We start from the raw sequence: 15105 nt of genomic DNA on the forward strand, positions 1-15105 counted from the left end.
GATATTCAATATATTAACCAAAAACCGAGCCAATCCAAGAGAGTTTTAATTGAGCTAATGATCTTCTAAAAAAAAAGTGCTTCTATTGACAGAAGCACTTTTTAGAGCAGTCTTAAAAATCCTGATCTATTTCAAAAGTTTGATCAGATGTTCTGCAAGTTCTTCTCCAATTCGTTCCTGGGCTTCGTTCGTAGCAGCACCAATGTGCGGGCTTAAAGAAACTCTCCCATTCATAAGTACTTTTAGAGCAGGAGTTGGCTCGTTTTCGAAGGTATCCAGGGCAGCAAAGGAGACTTTCCCATCTTCCAAAGCCTCTATGAGTGCAACTTCATCAATTACACCTCCCCGGGCAGCATTAATGATTGCCACACCATCTTTCATTTGTTGCAATTCATTTTTACCAATGACTGGTTCCTTTTGTGACGGAATATGAAGCGTAATAAAATCGGCTTCTGCAATAAGTTCTTCCATAGGTAATTGTTTGACCGGAAGTTCCACTTTTTGGCCGTTAAAGAATTCAAGAGTTACATTAACTTCCTTTTCTTCAGAAGAGCTGGTGCAGGCGATCACATTCATCCCGACTCCCAGTCCTATTTTTGCCACTTCCTGACCAATGCGTCCAAAACCAATGATCCCGAGGGTTTTTCCTCTAAGTTCCCGGCCTCCCGCATAATTCTTTTTGAGCTCCTTGAACCTGGAATCACCCTCTAAAGGCATATTCCGGTTGGAATCGTGCAAGAAACGAACTCCTCCATACAGGTGAGCGAAAACCAATTCGGCTACAGATGCCGAAGATGCCGCCGGAGTATTAAAAACCTTTAGGCCTTTACTGCGGGCATACTCCACGTCTATATTATCCATTCCAACTCCTGCACGACCTATGACCTTAAGAGTAGGGCAGGCGTCTATCAAATCTTTTCGCACCTTGGTGGCGCTACGTACTATAATTGCAGCTATTTCATTTTCATTGATGTAGTTGATCAATTGTTCCTGAGCAACTTTTGTAGTAATTACTTCAAAGCCGGCAGCTTCCAGCTGTTGTTTTCCGCCGGGAGCAATACCATCGTTTGCTAAAATCTTCATGAGTGGGATTTAGAAATATGTTTTAATTAAGCTTTTCTTTCAAGTTCGCTCATTACATCTACCAACACCTGGACGCTCTCCAGGGAAAGGGCATTATACATAGAAGCACGATATCCACCCACACTTCTGTGGCCGTTAAGCCCGTTTATTCCCGCTTCCTTCCACATCGCGTCAAAGCTTTCTTTAAGATCGTCATTAATAAGATTAAAAGTAGCGTTCATGTTAGAACGATCCTTTTTCTCAGCATAACCTTCAAAAAGCGGATTTATATCGATCTCTGAATACAGCAGATTTGCTTTTTTCTCGTTTTGTTCCTCAATTCCTGCTATTCCTCCATTCTTTTTGAGCCATCTCATTGTGAGTAGGGAAACATATACTGCATAGACTGCAGGGGTATTGAACATACTTGCTTTATTGAGGTGCACCCTGTAATCCATCATGGATGGTACAGAACGGTCAACTTTTCCAAGAATATCTTCCTTGATCACCACCAGAGTAGTTCCCGCTGGACCCATATTTTTCTGAGCCCCGGCATAGATAAGGTCGAATTTGGAAAAATCCATTTGCCTTGAGAAAATGTCACTGCTCATATCGCAGATCATCGGTTTGGGCGTATTTGGAAATTCTTTGATCTGGGTGCCGTAGATAGTATTGTTGCTGGTGCAATGGAAGTAATCAACGTCTGAAGGTATGAAATAGCCCTTTGGAATGTATTTAAAATCTTTATCGGCAGAGGAGGCTACTTCGGTAACTTCTCCGAAGAATTTCGCTTCCTTGATAGCTTTAGTACTCCAGGTTCCGGTATTTAAATATGCTGCCTTTGTCTGCAGTAGATTATAGGGAACCATGAGGAACTGCAAGCTGGCACCTCCCTGGAGGAACAAAGCTTTATAACCTTTACCCTCCAGCCCCAACAGCTCTAAAGCAAGGCTGCGGGCTTCTTCCATTACATCTACAAAATCTTTGCTGCGGTGGGAAATTTCCAGGATTGATAATCCAGAATTATTAAAATCTAATATTGCCTGTGATGCCTCCTGAAATACTTCCTGCGGAAGAATACAAGGTCCGGCACTGTAGTTATGTCTTTTCATATTTGCTTTTTAACAGTTACAAATATGAGAAAATCAAAGCGCATTTCCTGCTAATGAAATGATAATTTAGGATGAAAAGCCGCTAAAAACTGAAGGTTTTCAAACTTTTTCAATCAAAAAGGATAGAGTATCAACATTATCTGCATAATCCCATAATTGTGGCTGCTGGGTTTGTCCAAATCTCACTTCATTTTCTACCACCTGATTCCCAACCACACACTGGATCTCCTCTTTTCTGGAGGTAAGTTCCTTTCGAACCGACTCCAGATCCTCATACCTTTCATAGAACAAGGTTGCAATGGGAGAACTCAGGGACCGGTCTTCCTTGAGGATCAAAAATCCGTTTTCAAGCAACTTGTATAGGCTCATTAGGTAAACCGCTTTATTGTAATCGTAGTTATTGGCGTACTTAGCTTGATTCACTATGGTATTCCAGGGGTAAATGGCTTCAAAAAAAGCATTGAAATCATATCCTTGAGGCACGTATAATTTTGAAACATTCCTGCAACCTAAGCCATAATACCTAAAGATGTCTTCTCCCAAAGCTGCAAGTTCATCGGTAGTTTCATTTCCGGTTAATACGGCCACAGAATTTCGGTTCTTCCTGATGATGGAAGGTTTTCCTGCAAAATAGTATTCGAAGTAACGCGCAGTATTATTGCTTCCGGTAGCGATAACAGCATCAAAATTTGTCATTTTTGAAGCCCCGTCCCTGGAATCGGGAAGGATCTCGATAGTGTCTTTAAATTCCGGGGCAATTGCAATAAGATAATCAGCCAGCACAGGTAAAAGCAGCTTATCGTTGGAGGATTGCTTTACCAGCACCTTGTGGCCACTCACAAGAACCGAAATAAAATCATGGAACCCCACCAACGGGATATTTCCTGCCATGATCACCCCAACAGTTTTGGGAGTCACCTGCTGAAAATTATATCCGGAAAGCCATTTTTGGAGATTTGCTTCAGTTAAAGCTTCACTCCATTGTTCCATTGCAAAAAGCACATTTTCAAGAGTGAACCAGCCGTTGTGATGCACTGCAGCTTCAATTTTTTCTTTCAGTAATTCAAAATATGGATCGTTATGCGGCACCTGCTCCTGCTTTTCTATGCCCGATCTTTTGAACTGACTAAGAAACCGGCCAAGGTCTTCCAACTTCTTTCTGCGCTGCTCGATTGTCATCTCCATATTTGTTTAAGAACTGTTTTGGCTTTAAATTTGTGCAAATTTAGAATAAAAATAAGCTATGGCAATTATAATAACCGACGAATGCATCAACTGTGGCGCTTGTGAACCTGAATGTCCTAACACAGCGATCTATGAGGGTGCAGACGACTGGCGTTATGCAGACGGTACAGATCTTAGCGGTGATGTGGTTCTTCCAAATGGAAAGGCTGCGAATGCCAATGAGGCCAGGGAACCGTTAAGTGACGAGATCTACTATATAGTACCCGATAAATGTACAGAATGTGTTGGCTTTCATGACGAGCCGCAGTGTGCTGCTGTATGCCCTGTAGACTGTTGTGTACCCGATCCAGCAAATGAGGAGACACGTGAGCAACTGGAGGCAAAGCAAAGATTTATGCACCATGAGTGAAAGAGCAAAAAATAAAGAGGCAAGAACCAAAACTTGATTTTTAAACAAAAAAAAAGACCTGCAAATTTGCAGGTCTTTTTTGTTTCTATAGAAGAATATTATTTGATCTCTACAACTTCCAGATCAAAAATAAGGTCTTTTCCTGCCAATGGGTGATTCCCGTCAACAACAATAGTTTCTTCCTTAACTTCTTTCACTACAAGATTCATTTCACGTCCGTCAGGACTTTTAGAAACCAATCCCATTCCAGGTTCCGGCTTAATTTCTTCAGGTAGCTGACTTTTTTCAACTTCCTGGATAAGCTCTTCTCTTGGAGCTCCATAAGCTTCATCTGCAGGGATCTCGATAGTTTTCTTTTCATTCACCTTCATATCCAGCAATCCTTTCTCAAACCCGGGGATCAATTGTCCCTGTCCCATGGTGAACTCAATTGGTTCTCTTTCCAAAGAACTGTCAAAGATCTGCCCATCGGTAAGTTTTCCGGTGTAATGTACTCTTACTGTGTCATTTTGTTTAACCTGACTCATCATAAATGTGTTTTTCAATTAAAATAATTCGGGAAATGGAAATCAAACAGAAAATAAAAAGGAAGGACCTTAACAGCGCTGGGAAAAATCTCATTTCGCGATGCAAAGGTACCATTATAATGGCGGAAAGCCAAAAATATGCAGGTTTAGTGAGATATATAAGGTAGATAGTAGCTTAAGCTTAAAATAAACCTGCAAAAAAAGAGTTTACTTGCATAATTTTGAAACTGCTTCTCTTAAAGCAGGGTTAAGAGTTAAGGTTAATTTTTAAATTTTTAGTATGTTGGTATTAATGATCTCTGAAAAGCTCATTTTTAAATTCCTGATGCTTCCGCTATTTTTTATTGGCGGATTTGGAAGTTGTGAAGAAGCTGCAGAAGCAGAAATGAACAATTTTGAAGACTGGCAGACCATTACGGTTACAGCTTCGGCTTACAATTCATTAAAAATTCAGGGACAGGGAAACCCCGAGATCACTGCCTGGGGTGATACCCTTGCACCAGATGTATTGTCTATAGCTGTTTCAAGAGACCTGATCAAAAAGGGATTAAAACATAATACTCCTGTAATTATTGAAGGCTTTGAAGGGATTTTTATAGTAAATGATAAAATGCACCCGCGATGGAGGAACAAAATCGACATCTATATGGGAGAAGATAAGGAGAAAGCCCTCAAGTGGGGGCGAAGAAAGGTACAGATCTCCTATCCGCCTATAGAGCCACCGGGGGAATAAACCAACGAACTATGATAAAAGGGATAAAGGATTATCTAAACGATTTTGTAGAGTTTTTCAGAAAACATGTTTCAAGGGAACATCCCGATTACGCCCTTTATGTACTTATATTTTTTGCCTTTGTAGTTTTTATTCTGGGAACCAACTTTTTCGTTGAACTTACCGAACAGGTCCAGGGAGAAACAATCGATTCCTTTGACAATAGAGTTACAGATTATGTTACTTCATTTAGAACTCCGGGACTAAACGGCTTCTTTCAGTTTGTTACAGATCTTGGAGATGTCTATGCCTATCTTGTTGCTACAACCCTTGCTGCAATGTTCTTCTTCTTTAAGCTGAAGAATAAAAAGTTTATTTTTCAATTACTTGGAGTACTCATACTTTCTGCCCTTGCAAATATTGCTCTCAAAAGAGCCTTTGACAGGGCACGTCCCACGATTGAACATCTTGTAGTAGTGGAAACTCTAAGCTACCCCAGTGGTCACGCCATGAGCGCCATGGCCTTTTACGGATTCCTGATCTACCTGGTTTTTAAGATCAAGATGTATCAATGGCTCAGAATATTTTTAGCCCTGCTGTTTGCAGCCCTCATTTTTGCTATCGGGTTAAGTCGAATTTACCTGGGCGTTCATTTCCCTTCAGATGTCTTAGGTGGCTTCATAGCTGGCTTGATCTGGGTGGCCTTTTGCGTGGTATTGTTCAATATCATTGACCTCCTAAGACAGCGACGAATAAGATACAGTAGTGTAAAGGAAGAGGAGGAGAACCTGGAAGAATAGCAGCCCCGATTCTTATAATTATGTTATAGTGGCAGAGCTTACGAAAGAGATTTTTTATCTTTTCGGGTAAATAGGAAAATGAGTCCCAAGATCATCTATAATTCTACGCCTTACCTGGTATTGGAATTCATTATTTTTTACGTTTTTCTACCTTTTATAGCTAACAGACATCTTGATGGCTGGTTAAAGATCATTCCCTTATTCCTCATTGCCGGCTTGTTCCTGTTCATGTTGCTGCAGGATCATACTTTTGACAAGACAAGGCTTACCCGTTTTGAAAAGGCCTATGTGGGCAAGAGCATATTGAGAATGATCCTTATAACTATTTTATTGTTGTGGTTCACCTGGTGGATCTTTCCGGAATTATTTTTCATGTATCCTATGGAAGATTTTACGGGATACGTGATCACCTTTTTTCTATATCCTGTAGCTTCGGTCTTTCCGCAGGAAATTATTTACCGGGTGTATTATTTCCACCGCTATAAACACCTGGTGCCCGAGAAATACCTGCTCATGCTTAGCAATGCCGTCATCTTTGGTTTGACCCATTTCATTTATGGCAATTGGGTGGCACCCATAGCAACATTTTTGGCAGCCTGGATCTTTATTTACAACTACTTTCAAACGAAAAGTTTACTGAATGTAAGCCTTGAGCATTACTTCTATGGTCTCATCATGTTCACCATAGGCTTCGGATATTTTTTTCAGTAAAAGAAAGGATTATCAGATCCCAAGATTGGACAGAAGCCACCAAAGTATGATAAAAACCACTATGGTGCCTAAGCATCCACAACCGGTCTTACCTCCTAATTTCTTTGCGCCCCAACCCGCTAACAGGGCTCTGATAATCTTTCTCATAGCAATTTTTTTTTTAAAAGTAAACGGAACTGACATTCTACCGGGCATCTTTAGGATTTCTTTAATTCCTTTTTATCAATCTTCCTAAAAAATAGATTTTTTGATTACCTTGAAAATAAAAACCATGAAACCATTATTTATGATCTTCTTCGTCTGCGGAAGCTTCGCCTTTGCACAAGATCAAAAAGTGCCCGAGATCAAACTTACCGGTTTTAGCCATCCCGAATCTGTTATTTATGACGCAGGGACCGAATATTTTTATGTCTCCAATATGGCCGACAAAACTGAAGGGGACGGATTTATCTCCAGGATCTCCCGAAAATGGAAAGAGCAGGACCATACCTGGGTCACCGGCCTTGACGATCCAAAAGGAATGGTAATTAAGAAAAACAAGCTGTATGTAACCGATGTCACCCAACTTGTAGAAATTGATCTTCAATCCGGAGAGGTTTTAAAACGTATTCCAGTTGAAGGCTCGCAGTCCCTTAATGATCCTGCTTTAGATGAAAATGGAGTGCTCTATTTTTCAGATCTTGCAGCAGGCAGCATTTATAAAATGAACGAAGCCGGGGAAATAAAAGAGTGGCTCAAAAGTTCGGAATTGGAGAGACCTAACGGATTATTCCTAACACCAGAATATATTCTGGTTGCAGCCTGGGGCCAGGAACAAAATGGAAATTTTTTAAAAATTGACAGAAAGACCAGGGAGGTCACCCCGATATCCAAAAATGGAATTGGAAACCTGGATGGCATCCAACCTAAGGCCGATGGAGAATATTTTATTTCTGACTGGGCTTCAGGAAAGATCTATACTATAGATATGAAGGGCAATCTTTCAGAAGAATTCACTTCAGAAAAAAGTTCGGGAGACATCCTTTTTCAGCAGGATGAAAATAAACTTTACCTCCCAATGAACCTTCAAAACGAGATTTGGATCTACAACCTGAATTAGTTGGATTTGATCTCGTTCATTAGCAAAAATGCCTGATTCACATATTCCTTCTCCAAAAAAAGCGTAAAATAGTTTGAAGTTGAAATGATCTCGTAAACAGGAATTCCCTCGTATGCCAGGAGCTTAAAAATGTAAAAATAAAGACCTACTGTTTTGGTATTCTTTTCGGGCAGGGCAATGGTGATCGAAGATAGTTCTTCAGAAACGCTTACCAGCTGCTCATCTTTAAAGATCTTCTGAATAAGCGGTTGCAGAGTCGTAGAGACCAGGAAATTACTTTCCTGAAAGTTACTCGAATAATTGAGGAAGATCCCGTTTTGATCTTTAATAGCGTTGAGTAATTCTGCCTTTCGGGCTATAATATCCTTGGAATTCAAATAAGTATATTCGGTAATTCCCGAACGCACAATCATATCTCCCAGCTCCCTGAAATTCTTCGCATTGAACTTACTTCTTTTTGGATGGTACCTGCGCAGGGCCATAATAATGGACCCCTGTTTCACCGGTTTTCGCATCTCCTTTTCTACCTGCGGTTGCAGATCGGCCGCCAGGGAACTAAAATTAATAATATTTCGCGCCAGGGCATCGTCCAGAAAAGGCTGATGTTTTATAATATCATGTACACAGGTACTTATCGTCTTCATGTTAAATAATATACATTTTGTGCAAAGATATAAAAAAGACCCGGTTTTTTTTATTGGCTAAAAATCATCCTGTAATTATGCACTTTGGAAATTAGAATATGAAGGTTTTAAAATTTGGAGGTACTTCGGTAGGTTCTGCGGAAAGTATCAGGAATGTAAGAAATATCATTGCAGCTCAAAGCGGCCGCAAGATCGTAGTAGTTTCGGCTATGTCCGGCGTTACAAACAGGCTGGTTGAAATTTCTGAAGCTGTGAGGACCGGTAACACCAACAGCATTGATCAGCTAATGCTTGAGCTTAAGCTTAAGCACCTGCAACTTATAGAAGAGCTCCTGGAGTCTGAAAAAAACAAACGTGCTACCGAAAATTTATTCCTTGAGTTGTTTTGTGGCCTGGAAGAGGCCATAAAAGAGCAGCCGTTCAATGAAGCAGCTGTGATCACTTTTGGAGAAACTTTTCTTAGCCTCATATTTTCTGAATACCTCGAAGAAAAAGGCACTTCAAATACCCTTTTAGATGCAAAGGAATTCATGCAGGTTTCGAATGTGGAAAATCCTGAAATATCTACTGTTAGCAAACTTTTGAAAGCAGTTCTGCAAAGAGAAGTAACTTCAGAAGTTTATGTGACGCAGGGGTTTGTGAGAATAGATCGCAATAAGAACATAAGCACCCTTAAACGGGGTGGCAGTGATTATACCGCAACCATTATTGGAGCGGCGGTGAATGCCTCTGAAGTGCAGATCTGGACCGATATTGACGGTTTTCATAATAATGATCCCAGATTCGTGGAAAATACCTCAGCTTTAACCCAGCTCACTTTTGAAGAGGCGGCAGAGCTGGCATATTTCGGTGCGAAGATCCTGCATCCGCAAACCGTTTCTCCTGTGAAGGAAAGGAATATCCCTATATTTCTCAAAAATACCTTTACACCCGAAGCTATCGGGACTTGTATCTCAGATCGTTATCACAGTAAAGGACTCAAAGCTATTTCGGCTAAAGACGGTATTACAGCCATCAAGATCAAGTCAAACCGAATGCTCATGGCTCACGGTTTCCTTAAAAAGATCTTTGATGTATTTGATAAACATGAGACTGCGATCGATATGATCACAACTTCAGAAATCGCTATTTCCCTTACCATTGATGACACCCGAAACCTGGATAAGATCCTGTATGAACTTGATGAGTATGGAGAGATCACAGTAGATGCAAACCATAGTATTATTTGTGTGGTAGGAGAGGGTTTGATCGATGACAAAGACACCTGTAAACTTTTTACGCTCCTTAACGACCTGCCGGTAAGGATGATCTCCTATGGTGGCAGCAAGAACAATATCTCCCTGCTTGTCGATACCAAAAACAAAGTTCAGGCCTTACAGGAATTACATCAAAAATTTTTTGAACCTAAAATATTGACCGAAACCTAGTTGCTCAGCCTTTGAGTTGTTAGTTTATTTGTTTGGAGAGGATCGCCCGTATTACGGGCGATCCTTATTTTTAGCCTCTATGTACTTAGAAAGATATTTGGTGCTGGAAAGGCTGTGGTGCTGCAACATCTGTCCTGTAAAATTCGCCAGACGATGGACCTCAAGTTTTTCCTGGATTTGCTGAATTTTTCTTCGAAATTTCTCCTTATGTACTGCTTCTGAAAAATGCTCTCTTAAGATCCTGAAACCGTTTTGTTGTGCCTCCAGCCAAAGCTTTTCTTCTGAATATAATTTTATAGCAGCATCGGCAAATTTTTGTGGATCATCTTCCACAGAGCCACTCCACGGAAGATCCAGCGCCATTCCTTCTGCTCCCAATCTTGTGGTTACAGAAGGTGTCCCCACCTGCATGGCATCGGTGAATTTGCCTTTGATCCCTGCGCCAAACTGAAGCGGCGCAAGTAAAATTTTTGCTTTTTTTAATTCTCTCTTTGCAGATTCTGCCCTGCCATGAACCAAAAAACCTTCCCTTTCATTGTGCAGTTGCAGGATCTGCTGCGGAATATAGGCTCCATAGATGTGTATTTTAGCATCTTTTATTTTTTCTCTAATCAGTGGCCAGAATTCCCTTTTAAGACGCAAAACCGCATCTTTATTTGGTTCATGCAAAAAATTCCCGATGCTGATGAAATCTTTTCTTGAATTGAAGGCCGGTAGATCTCCATTTTCAGCTTCAGATGGAGTAGGAAGCATGAATGGCAAATAAAATAAAAGTTCTTCGGGAACTTTAAAAGTTGATTGCAGGAGCTGCATTTCAGCTTCAGAAATAATTAGGCTTAAGTCACAGCGGTAAATACTGGCGATCTCCCTCTTCGCAGTATCTGAAAAGAGTAGAGGGAGTGCTACTTCAGCTCCTAACTTTACCGCTTCCTGCCTCGCCTTGCGGTAAAAGTGCAGATCTTCGGTGTCCAGAATTCTTAGGGCTTCCGGAATAACTTCAGCAACTCTCCACCCGAATTGTTCCTCAATCATGAACCTGTCAAAAATGACAATTTCAGGAGAGATCTTTTTCAGAAAAACATCGAAACTTGCATTATTGAGTTCGATCTTTTCCGCAGCAATTCCAAGAGTAGGAAGATCCGCCATAAAATCGGTCTTTTTGGCGGTAGTTGCAAAGGTGACAGAAAAACCTTCAGCAAGAAAGAACTCCAGTAGCTGCATCATTCTTGCACCGGCGGCCGATGATCCTGGTTCGGGCCATACATAACCTATAACTAAAAGCTTCCTTTGGGACATGCTCCAAAATTAACAGGTTTTGTTAGACTTTTTGAATTGTGCGGGTAATTTGTGACCTTTAAGAAAAACAAAGCTATGAGTCGCGGATTTGTTAAGGAAGAAGACCAGGAAGAGGCACCGTTCATTCCGCCACGGGCTTCATTGCCGGCAGGAGTGACCAATTATGTTACTCCGCAGGGACACAGGCAGCTGCTGCAGGAACGGGAAACGCTGGAAGAGCAGCGAAAGGATCTGGACATTACCAGCGATAAAGATAAACGGCATGCAACGGCAGTGATTGATGGAAAACTGAACCTGCTTAACGAACGAATTGCCTCGGCGAGGATCCTAGATCCCAAAGAGCAGGCACAGGACGAGGTAAGGTTTGGAGCGATCGTTACTTTTAAATTCCTTACCGGAAACCAAAAAGGGCAGGTTCAGACTTTTGAAATTGTAGGAGTAGATGAAGCAAATATTAAGGCGCGAAAAATAGCATTTTTGGCACCTCTTGCAAAAGCGCTTACGGGCGGTAAAATTGGTGATGTGGTAAAAGTAATGATGGGCGGTGCTCTACAGGAGCTGGAAATATTGAACATTAGCTACGAATGAGGCGGCAGCAGGTTTATATAGTCATGGGTGTCTCAGGCGTGGGAAAGACCACCATTGGAAAGCTGCTGGCAAAGCAGTTCAAAATTCCTTTTTTTGACGCCGATGATTTTCATCCCTTACCCAATGTGGAAAAAATGAAGGCGGGAATTCCGTTAAACGATGATGACAGGCATGAATGGCTGGAGAATCTTGAAATAAAAATTCGGGAATGGCAAAAAGCCGGAGGTGCTGTCTTGGCATGTTCGGCTTTAAAGGAGAAATACCGTAAACAGTTGCAAAGCCTTCCTCAGGAACATATTACCTGGATCTTTTTACATTCAGAATTTGAGGTGATCCACGGACGAATTGCCAATAGAGAAAACCACTACTTCAAACCTGAGCTGCTTCAATCTCAGTATGACGCTCTGGAACTGCCATCCTATGGAATTCATATAGATGTAGATCAATCTCCTGATGAAATAATGAACGAAATTATGGATAAGATAAAAAGTAAGTCAGAAATAGGGCTTTTAGGTTTGGGGGTGATGGGAAAAAGTCTGGCGCTCAATCTGGCTTCAAAGGCTTATAAAGTCTCTGTCTACAACCGACATGTGGAAGAAAGAGAAGTAGATGTAGCAAAGAAATTTGTTATTGAAAATCCTGAATTGACTTTTCTGGGATTTGATGATTTAAAAGCTTTTGTCGAAAGCCTGAAGCGGCCAAGAAATATCCTGTTAATGGTAAACGCCGGAAAGGTAGTGGATTTCGTTATCGACGATCTTTTTCCTTTTCTTGAGGAAGGTGATCTCATTATTGATGGTGGAAATTCACATTATAAAGACACCATAAGAAGAGAAAGGGAATTAAGGGAAAAAGGAATTCTTTTCATGGGCGCCGGAATTTCAGGCGGGGAAGAAGGTGCCAGGAAAGGTCCTTCCATAATGCCCGGCGGCCCGGAAAGTTCTTATGAAAGGGTAGGGCAGATATTGGAAAAGATTGCAGCCAGGGATAAAAACGGAAATCCCTGCTGTACCTATGTGGGGCCCGATGGAGCTGGACATTTCGTGAAGATGGTTCATAACGGGATCGAATACGGGGAAATGCAGCTCATTGCAGAAACCTATCATCTGCTAAGATTCCATTCCGGTGTAAACCCTGAAGAAATTGCTGCTCTTTTTGAAAATTGGAACAGGGAAATGCAGAGTTATTTGCTTGAAATTTCCGTCGATATTCTGCGGAAGAAAGAAAATGGTGATTTATTGCTTGATAAAATTTTGGATGCCGCCAAACAAAAGGGAACCGGGGGTTGGTCCACCAATGCAGCTTTGGAACTTGGCGTACCGCTGGATACAATAAGTGCTGCAGTAATGGCAAGAAATATTTCCGGAATGAAGGAAGAGAGAATTGCTGCAGCTAGAAAGTATATTTTCCAATCTCCAGAAAAAGAAAAAACAGAACTGCCTCGAAATATCCTTTTTGAGGCCTTTAAAGCGACAGCTATAATTAACCACGCAATAGGATTCGATCTGTTAACAGCGGCTTCAAAAGAATATAACTGGAATTTAAATCTTTCAGAAATTGCGAGGACCTGGACCAATGGCTGCATTATAAGGAGTCAACTGATGGAGGATCTGGTAGAAAAATTCAGAGATCATCAGGGACATCTTTTAATGAATGAAGAAATTGTGAGAGAGATAAAGAGTATTCGGGAAGCACTTTCAGCTGTAGTAGGATCAGTTTTAAAAGCAGGATTCCCGATGCCCGTGATGAGTGCCGCTGCAAATTATCTGCTTAGTTTCACTGCGGAGCAATCTTCGGCCAATATGATACAGGCGCAGCGGGATTATTTTGGGGCCCATATGTATGAAAGAACAGATAAGCCGCGGGGAGATTTTTTTCATACGGAGTGGTCCGGGGAGCAGGAGTAAATTTTCAATAGTAAAGACTGAAAAAAAATCAGATCTTTCCGTTCTAACACCAAACATAGAATTCCGTTTCAAATTTAAATTACAAGTATGAAAAACACCTACACTACAAATTTGAACCTTTCCCAGATAGATCTGGGTTTATTGTTTCTTAGAATAGGAGCCGGAGGCTTAATGCTCACCCATGGTACTCCAAAACTTTTTAACCTTTTTGGAAGTGAAGAAATAGTTTTTGCAGATCCTTTTGGATTGGGAGAGGGAAATACCCTGGCACTTGCAGTGTTTGCAGAATTCATTTGCTCTATCCTGGTAATCCTGGGTCTTGGGACAAGACTCGCAGTGATTCCCTTAATACTAACTATGTTAACAGCTGCTCTCATAATTCATGCGGCAGATCCCTTTCAGCGTAAAGAAATGGCAATTATATACCTCCTGATCTTTACCGTGCTGCTCGTCACAGGAGCCGGAAAGCATTCCCTTGATTATTATTGGCTAAAGAGAAAGTAACAAATAAAGTCATAGAAAAAAAAAGGCTGCCCAATTGAGCAGCCTTTTTTGTTCAGCAAGATTTCTTGCTTAGTTATTGGTTTGGTCTACAGGTTGTGCAGCGGCATTGTTTTCAGAGTCAAGAAGTGCAAGGAACTTATCAAGATTTGGCAGGATAACGATCCTGGTTCTTCTGTTAAGCGCTCTGTTCTCTCTGGTATCATTTTCGGCTACTGGTTTGTAGCTGCTACGTCCTGCTGCGATCAATTTTTCAGGATCTACTCCAAATCGGTCTTGAAGTAATCTTACAATGGCAGTTGATCTTCTTACACTTAATTCCCAGTTATCCTGGATATAAGATCCTTCCACCATAGTTTGAGAATCTGTGTGTCCTTCAACCATAACTTCCATAGAAGGTTCAGAATTGATCACTTCTGCAAGCTTCTCCAGTAATGGATAAGCATCTCTGCTTACACGGTGGCTTCCGCTTCTAAAAAGAAGTTTATCGGAAACATTGATCATCACAACCGTTTTGTCAACAGTGATCTCAACGTCCTCAGAAGTGCCACTGCTAATCTGGCTTTCAAGATTATGAGCTACTGCAAGGTTGATGGAATCTTCAAGAGTTTCAGCTCCCGCAAGTTTTTCCGGATCTACATTGCGCAGGGTTTCTCTCATCTTTTGCTTATTAGCATTAGACATTGCAGTAAGATCATTCATTTCGAGTTTTTGATCATTTTCCTCTGTAAGAGAATTGATCTTAGCATTATAATCTGCTACTCGAGCTTCAATCGCATTTAATCTTTGTTCCAGCTCCTCCTTTTCTACCTGAGTTTGCTGAAGATTACTTCTCGTGTTGTTGTAATCCTCTTCCAGGGCTACATATTTTTTCTTGGAAACACAAGAAGTTAACATTGTTGCTGCTACTACCGTAACGGTAAGTATTCTTTTCATAATTTCTGATTTTTGTTCTAATGTGCATTTTAATTTTCTGAACATTACAACGGGTTATGCGATTCGAAATTATACAAAAGGCATTTTTGCTTCCGCAATTTTAACGTAAGATTATTAATTGAATTGAGCTGTTCCTAAAGTATTCCTAATTTAATGGTTCCTGCCGGCGAAATTTTTATCTTTTTCCTG

17 protein-coding genes are annotated in these 15105 nt (G+C 41.0%); 9 read left to right on the top strand and 8 right to left on the bottom strand.

The window, feature by feature from the left end; translation table 11 throughout:
- Nucleotides 1–126: 126 nt before the first annotated feature.
- The 3 genes from CRO16_RS08755 to CRO16_RS08765 form a co-directional block, all read right to left on the bottom strand.
- The gene (locus tag CRO16_RS08755) at nucleotides 127–1083 is read right to left on the bottom strand and encodes a D-2-hydroxyacid dehydrogenase (RefSeq protein ID WP_097056013.1); all 957 of its coding nucleotides are present in this window, start codon (nucleotides 1081–1083) and stop codon (nucleotides 127–129) included.
- Nucleotides 1084–1109: 26 nt separating this feature from the next.
- Entirely contained in the window at nucleotides 1110–2174 is a 1065-nt protein-coding gene (gene serC, locus CRO16_RS08760; protein ID WP_097056014.1) for a 3-phosphoserine/phosphohydroxythreonine transaminase, read from the bottom strand.
- 99 nt (nucleotides 2175–2273) lie between these two features.
- Nucleotides 2274–3353, bottom strand: a complete 1080-nt coding sequence (locus CRO16_RS08765; protein ID WP_097056436.1) for an acyl-CoA reductase — start codon at nucleotides 3351–3353, stop codon at nucleotides 2274–2276.
- A 64-nt stretch (nucleotides 3354–3417) separates the two neighbouring features.
- On the opposite strand from CRO16_RS08765, the gene CRO16_RS08770 reads away from it, so the two are divergent.
- Nucleotides 3418–3768 (top strand): 4Fe-4S dicluster domain-containing protein, encoded by a 351-nt coding sequence (locus CRO16_RS08770; RefSeq protein ID WP_097056015.1) that lies wholly within the window; start codon nucleotides 3418–3420, stop codon nucleotides 3766–3768.
- A gap of 98 nt (nucleotides 3769–3866) precedes the next feature.
- Here CRO16_RS08770 and CRO16_RS08775 read toward each other — a convergent pair whose 3' ends face one another.
- Nucleotides 3867–4295, bottom strand: coding sequence for an FKBP-type peptidyl-prolyl cis-trans isomerase (locus CRO16_RS08775; protein WP_097056437.1), 429 nt, complete (start codon nucleotides 4293–4295; stop codon nucleotides 3867–3869).
- A 280-nt stretch (nucleotides 4296–4575) separates the two neighbouring features.
- Here CRO16_RS08775 and CRO16_RS08780 point away from each other — a divergent pair, with 280 nt between their 5' ends.
- From CRO16_RS08780 to CRO16_RS08790, 3 genes are all read left to right on the top strand, one after another.
- Nucleotides 4576–5028: a 3D domain-containing protein gene (locus tag CRO16_RS08780; protein ID WP_245858958.1), complete on the top strand. Its 453-nt coding sequence runs from the start codon at nucleotides 4576–4578 to the stop codon at nucleotides 5026–5028.
- An 11-nt stretch (nucleotides 5029–5039) separates the two neighbouring features.
- On the top strand, nucleotides 5040–5807 hold the full coding sequence (locus CRO16_RS08785; RefSeq protein ID WP_097056016.1) for a phosphatase PAP2 family protein: 768 nt from the start codon (nucleotides 5040–5042) through the stop codon (nucleotides 5805–5807).
- A gap of 78 nt (nucleotides 5808–5885) precedes the next feature.
- Nucleotides 5886–6518, top strand: a complete 633-nt coding sequence (locus tag CRO16_RS08790; RefSeq protein WP_097056017.1) for a CPBP family glutamic-type intramembrane protease — start codon at nucleotides 5886–5888, stop codon at nucleotides 6516–6518.
- A gap of 12 nt (nucleotides 6519–6530) precedes the next feature.
- Here CRO16_RS08790 and CRO16_RS16405 read toward each other — a convergent pair whose 3' ends face one another.
- Nucleotides 6531–6665, bottom strand: coding sequence for a hypothetical protein (locus CRO16_RS16405; protein ID WP_262507445.1), 135 nt, complete (start codon nucleotides 6663–6665; stop codon nucleotides 6531–6533).
- 124 nt (nucleotides 6666–6789) lie between these two features.
- On the opposite strand from CRO16_RS16405, the gene CRO16_RS08800 reads away from it, so the two are divergent.
- Nucleotides 6790–7617: a Vgb family protein gene (locus tag CRO16_RS08800; RefSeq protein ID WP_097056019.1), complete on the top strand. Its 828-nt coding sequence runs from the start codon at nucleotides 6790–6792 to the stop codon at nucleotides 7615–7617.
- Here CRO16_RS08800 and CRO16_RS08805 read toward each other — a convergent pair.
- Complete coding sequence (locus CRO16_RS08805) at nucleotides 7614–8261, bottom strand: hypothetical protein (RefSeq protein WP_097056020.1); 648 nt, start codon at nucleotides 8259–8261, stop codon at nucleotides 7614–7616. The genes CRO16_RS08800 and CRO16_RS08805 overlap by 4 nt on opposite strands.
- 98 nt (nucleotides 8262–8359) lie before the next feature.
- Between CRO16_RS08805 and CRO16_RS08810 the strand changes: the two genes are divergently transcribed.
- Nucleotides 8360–9688, top strand: a complete 1329-nt coding sequence (locus CRO16_RS08810) for an aspartate kinase (RefSeq protein ID WP_097056021.1) — start codon at nucleotides 8360–8362, stop codon at nucleotides 9686–9688.
- A gap of 51 nt (nucleotides 9689–9739) precedes the next feature.
- Here the strand turns inward: CRO16_RS08810 and CRO16_RS08815 are convergent, their stop codons facing one another.
- Nucleotides 9740–10984, bottom strand: a complete 1245-nt coding sequence (locus CRO16_RS08815; RefSeq protein ID WP_097056022.1) for a glycosyltransferase family 4 protein — start codon at nucleotides 10982–10984, stop codon at nucleotides 9740–9742.
- Nucleotides 10985–11059: 75 nt separating this feature from the next.
- Between CRO16_RS08815 and CRO16_RS08820 the strand changes: the two genes are divergently transcribed.
- The 3 genes from CRO16_RS08820 (at nucleotide 11060) to CRO16_RS08830 (ending at nucleotide 13983) form a co-directional block, all read left to right on the top strand.
- Nucleotides 11060–11572, top strand: coding sequence for a GreA/GreB family elongation factor (locus CRO16_RS08820; protein ID WP_097056439.1), 513 nt, complete (start codon nucleotides 11060–11062; stop codon nucleotides 11570–11572).
- Nucleotides 11569–13479 carry an NADP-dependent phosphogluconate dehydrogenase gene (gndA, locus tag CRO16_RS08825; RefSeq protein ID WP_097056023.1) on the top strand — a complete coding sequence of 637 codons (1911 nt, stop codon included), beginning with the start codon at nucleotides 11569–11571 and terminating at the stop codon, nucleotides 13477–13479. The genes CRO16_RS08820 and gndA overlap by 4 nt, the downstream gene beginning before the upstream one ends.
- Nucleotides 13480–13566: 87 nt before the next feature.
- The gene (locus CRO16_RS08830) at nucleotides 13567–13983 is read left to right on the top strand and encodes a DoxX family protein (RefSeq protein WP_097056024.1); all 417 of its coding nucleotides are present in this window, start codon (nucleotides 13567–13569) and stop codon (nucleotides 13981–13983) included.
- Between the two features lie 69 nt (nucleotides 13984–14052).
- On the opposite strand, the gene CRO16_RS08835 is transcribed toward CRO16_RS08830, so the two are convergent.
- Complete coding sequence (locus tag CRO16_RS08835) at nucleotides 14053–14916, bottom strand: OmpA family protein (protein WP_097056440.1); 864 nt, start codon at nucleotides 14914–14916, stop codon at nucleotides 14053–14055.
- Nucleotides 14917–15105 lie beyond the last annotated feature (189 nt).

It is taken from the genome of Salinimicrobium sediminis, from assembly GCF_900215295.1.
In the GTDB taxonomy this organism is placed as follows: Bacteria; Bacteroidota; Bacteroidia; order Flavobacteriales; family Flavobacteriaceae; genus Salinimicrobium; species Salinimicrobium sediminis.

Bases quoted from the DNA above. Each gene is read 5' to 3' on its own strand.
- CRO16_RS08770 (WP_097056015.1), top strand. From the start codon at position 3,418: ATGGCAATTATAATAACCGACGAATGCATCAACTGTGGCGCTTGTGAA.
- CRO16_RS08755 (WP_097056013.1), bottom strand. From the start codon at position 1,083: ATGAAGATTTTAGCAAACGATGGTATTGCTCCCGGCGGAAAACAACAG.
- gndA (WP_097056023.1), top strand. From the start codon at position 11,569: ATGAGGCGGCAGCAGGTTTATATAGTCATGGGTGTCTCAGGCGTGGGA.
- CRO16_RS08805 (WP_097056020.1), bottom strand. From the start codon at position 8,261: ATGAAGACGATAAGTACCTGTGTACATGATATTATAAAACATCAGCCT.
- CRO16_RS08830 (WP_097056024.1), top strand. From the start codon at position 13,567: ATGAAAAACACCTACACTACAAATTTGAACCTTTCCCAGATAGATCTG.
- CRO16_RS08815 (WP_097056022.1), bottom strand. From the start codon at position 10,984: ATGTCCCAAAGGAAGCTTTTAGTTATAGGTTATGTATGGCCCGAACCA.
- CRO16_RS16405 (WP_262507445.1), bottom strand. From the start codon at position 6,665: ATGAGAAAGATTATCAGAGCCCTGTTAGCGGGTTGGGGCGCAAAGAAA.
- CRO16_RS08820 (WP_097056439.1), top strand. From the start codon at position 11,060: ATGAGTCGCGGATTTGTTAAGGAAGAAGACCAGGAAGAGGCACCGTTC.
- CRO16_RS08785 (WP_097056016.1), top strand. From the start codon at position 5,040: ATGATAAAAGGGATAAAGGATTATCTAAACGATTTTGTAGAGTTTTTC.
- serC (WP_097056014.1), bottom strand. From the start codon at position 2,174: ATGAAAAGACATAACTACAGTGCCGGACCTTGTATTCTTCCGCAGGAA.
- CRO16_RS08790 (WP_097056017.1), top strand. From the start codon at position 5,886: ATGAGTCCCAAGATCATCTATAATTCTACGCCTTACCTGGTATTGGAA.
- CRO16_RS08765 (WP_097056436.1), bottom strand. From the start codon at position 3,353: ATGACAATCGAGCAGCGCAGAAAGAAGTTGGAAGACCTTGGCCGGTTT.
- CRO16_RS08835 (WP_097056440.1), bottom strand. From the start codon at position 14,916: ATGAAAAGAATACTTACCGTTACGGTAGTAGCAGCAACAATGTTAACT.
- CRO16_RS08775 (WP_097056437.1), bottom strand. From the start codon at position 4,295: ATGAGTCAGGTTAAACAAAATGACACAGTAAGAGTACATTACACCGGA.
- CRO16_RS08810 (WP_097056021.1), top strand. From the start codon at position 8,360: ATGAAGGTTTTAAAATTTGGAGGTACTTCGGTAGGTTCTGCGGAAAGT.
- CRO16_RS08800 (WP_097056019.1), top strand. From the start codon at position 6,790: ATGAAACCATTATTTATGATCTTCTTCGTCTGCGGAAGCTTCGCCTTT.
- CRO16_RS08780 (WP_245858958.1), top strand. From the start codon at position 4,576: ATGTTGGTATTAATGATCTCTGAAAAGCTCATTTTTAAATTCCTGATG.